This window comes from Candidatus Zixiibacteriota bacterium (assembly GCA_021159005.1).
Classification (GTDB): Bacteria; Zixibacteria; MSB-5A5; order UBA10806; family 4484-95; genus JAGGSN01.
In genome coordinates this window covers 1-3,419 of record JAGGSN010000149.1, presented here as the reverse complement: position 1 = coordinate 3,419, position 3,419 = coordinate 1, and the positions used below count along the sequence as shown (strand labels likewise).

The following is a 3,419-nucleotide window of genomic DNA, read 5'->3' as shown; positions in this document are numbered from 1 at the left end:
TGCTAAAGGATTAGATCAAGAGGGCAATCAGAGGTTAAGGAGTCCCAACGGGTGTACCCTCTCTATATATCACTCCATCCATCTAATCTGCGACTCTTGAACTCTAAATAAGAGTATAAGAGTATTGATTCTGAGGATGGTACGAATCTTATGTGATTCTCAGAGTCATAGATTAATGTGATGAATGATGACAGCAACAAACACCATAGATTAACGCCATATATAGACCCACCCCTTCGATATGAGAAGAGCGGAAAATATATTATTTTTTCTAAAACTCAGCTACTAGGTAGTAATGGCTAAGAAACGCACAATCCAGATTGATTATAAGCCGCGTAGAGAGCAGGTGGAGATTCACGCCGCTCTTGACAAGTATCGTTGGTCAGTGATTGTAGCTCATAGGAGGCTCGGTAAAGCCCTTCGTTTATCGACCCCTATCCTTCGTGCAGACGGTATCTGGACGACGATGGGTGAACTTGTGGATGGTGATATAATCCTCGGTTCCAATGGCATCCCTACTACTGTTATCCGCGCACATCCTATTCTTCATAATCGTAAATGTTACAAAGTTGTTTTTGACGACGGGACTGAGATTGTAGCAGATGGCGAACATCTCTGGCACACTCAGACGAAATATGACCGTGCGAATCGCGCTGGTAGAATCAGAGATAAAGTGACTCGCAAGACCTCTTCCGGTTGGTGTGATCCGCTTCCTGGTTGTGCTAAAACGACTGACGAAATTGCTGAAACTCTTTATGCCCGTGGTGAACACAATCATTCTATTCCTCTTTGCAAACCCGTTCAACTCACTGGTGACGATGACCTTATAATTCCTCCTTATATTCTTGGTATATGGCTTGGTGATGGTACAAGTCGGAAGTTTAATGTGACTAACGGTGACATTGAGATTCTTGATGCGATTCGTGAATATGCAAGTGCGAATGGTTTCATATTTCGTATGGTGAGTAGTGCGAACTGTGGTAAAGCACGCACCTTCTCTATTACAGGAAGAAATCAATACACAGGCCCAACGACGCTTCTCAGACGTCTCAATCTTCTCCAAAACAAACATATCCCGCCACAATATCTTCGTGCTTCTCTTGATGATCGGTTGGCTCTCCTTTCTGGTTTAATGGACACTGATGGATGTATTGATAAGAACGGAAGAAGTTGTGAAATACTACAGAAAAGTAAAGCGCATGCTCTTGATATAGTTGAACTTATTCGTGGTCTTGGTGAAAAACCGACGATGCACAAAAAGATAGTTGAAGGTAAAACTTATTGGCGGATTCATTTTAATCCAGCTTTTAATCCTTTCTTCGTTGAGCATAAGACTACAAGGTTCAAACCAACTAAACCTTCTGCTTTTGGTAGAAACCGGCGCATCGTCGCTGTCGACCCTATACCGTCTGAACCTGTACGTTGTATCACGGTAGACGCTCAAGATGCTCTTTTCCTCGCTGGTAAAGAACTGATTCCCACCCACAATTCTGTCTGTGTTATCAATCACTTAATCAAAGCCGCCGTCAAATCTAAGAAGGTGCGTCCGAGGTTCGGGTACATCGCTCCGCAATATAATCAAGCTAAAACTATCGCTTGGGATTATCTTAAGCATTATACCTCCAAACTTCCTCGCATGAAAATCAACGAAAGTGAATTATCTGTGACCTTTTTCAACGGTGCAAAGATCCGTCTGTTTGGTGCAGATAATCCTGATAACTTGCGTGGTCAGTATTTAGACGGCGTTGTGATGGATGAGGTTGCACAAATGAAGCCCGATGTGTGGGGTGAAGTTGTTGCGCCTGCACTCATCGACCGGCAGGGATGGGTTTGCTTCATTGGAACGCCGAAAGGGATAAATACACTAAGTGAACTATATCACTCTGGTTTACGGAAAGAAAAGTGGTTTTGTAAGATTTATAGAGCGGATGAAACTAAGGTTCTGTCGAAAGAAGATCTCGAAGCTGCGAAAGAAAACATGACCGAAAGTCAGTATCGCCAAGAGTTCCTTTGTGATTGGACAGCCAGTTCTGATAATATTTTAATCACTTTAGATGTTGCGCTTAAAGCAAGAGAAGCCACCAATACTCCTGATATGTGGAACTGGGCTCCTATCGTACTTGGCGTAGATGTTGCGCGTTTCGGTGATGATAGTTCCGTTATTTACGTGAGACAGGGACTTCATACCTTGGAAGTTCAAGTTTATAACGACATGGATTTGATGTCATTAGCTGATAAAGTTGCTCTCACCATTCAGAAATATAAACCTGCGAGAACGTTTGTTGATTCGGTTGGTATTGGGGCTGGTCTGGTTGACAGGCTCAGGCAGATGCAGTTTCAAGTGATTGAAGTAAACAGCGGCGCATCTCCGTCATCTCCTAAGTATAAGAACAAGCGAGCTGAATGTTGGGATGAAATGAAGAAGTGGTTGGTCGCTGGTGGAGATATTCCTGATAGGCCGTCACTCATGGCTGATTTGACAGGGCTTACTTATTCATTTGACATTTCGGACAGAATGGTGTTAGAGAAAAAGAGCGATGCGAGGAAACGAGGTATCCCTTCTCCGAATGAATCCGATGCTTTAGCCTACACATTTGCATTTCCAACGCCGATCGCAGAAAGGCAGAAGCGCCAGACACCTGAAGAGATTGACTGGATGAACTTAACCGGCAACGCAATGTATCAAAATGCTGTCAACATGGAGGGGTGATGCGAGATTTCGGGTGGGCTTTAGCGAGGTTGAAGGAAGGAGATTGTGTTCGCCGTGATTGGTGGGATAAATGGGTTGTGTTAAATCCTGGTTTCAGTTGCGTCGTTCCTGAAAACCCTAAATGTGGTAAAGCATTTAAAGTTATGGCTGAACAATTCACTAAAGAATCTGTCACAACTCCTTCGTTTGATCTATTTAGTTTAGATGGTACTATCGAACCAGGGTGGACACCAACAGCAGAAGATATGTTGTGTACTGAGTGGGAGAACGCACCATGGTAGGTCGAATTGATAAGTACGGTTTCTTACGAATCCAACGTCCATCTGGTGAGAAACGAGCGGAGTGTCCGAGCTTACATGAGAAGACAACTTGCGGTGATTGGTGTGCTCTTTTCGGTGAGCCTTATCCTTTCATTGGCGCTGATGATTCGCGTATTAATCTTGAACTTTGTGCAACATCTTTAATATTTGACACACTTGTTGACGAAAGAGAGCTTATATCATGACAATCACAGCAATCTTATCATTAATCTGGACAGGGGCAACTACCACTTTCCTCGGCGTAATCGTCGGTGGGCTCCTCGTCTATCGAACGAAACGCGACAGCCATGAGACGTTCATGCCGCGAAAGAATAAAATCTCTCAAGACCCTATTAATATTGATGATTTTATGACACAAGACGAAGAAGAGACTGACACTGTTACTGACA

At 43.6% G+C, this 3,419-nt stretch carries 4 protein-coding genes; all 4 read left to right on the top strand.

From position 1 onward, the window contains the following. The first annotated feature begins 295 nt into the window (after positions 1-295). Positions 296-2,710, top strand: a complete 2,415-nt coding sequence (locus tag J7K40_09965) for a terminase family protein (GenBank protein ID MCD6162723.1) — start codon at positions 296-298, stop codon at positions 2,708-2,710. Then, complete coding sequence (locus tag J7K40_09960; GenBank protein ID MCD6162722.1) at positions 2,710-2,991, top strand: DUF2829 domain-containing protein; 282 nt, start codon at positions 2,710-2,712, stop codon at positions 2,989-2,991. Before J7K40_09965 ends, J7K40_09960 begins: the two co-directional genes overlap by 1 nt. Beyond that, entirely contained in the window at positions 2,970-3,215 is a 246-nt protein-coding gene (locus J7K40_09955; GenBank protein ID MCD6162721.1) for a hypothetical protein, read from the top strand. Before J7K40_09960 ends, J7K40_09955 begins: the two co-directional genes overlap by 22 nt. After that, positions 3,212-3,419: hypothetical protein (locus tag J7K40_09950; GenBank protein MCD6162720.1), on the top strand; the 208-nt coding region annotated here is incomplete at its 3' end. The genes J7K40_09955 and J7K40_09950, both read left to right, overlap by 4 nt.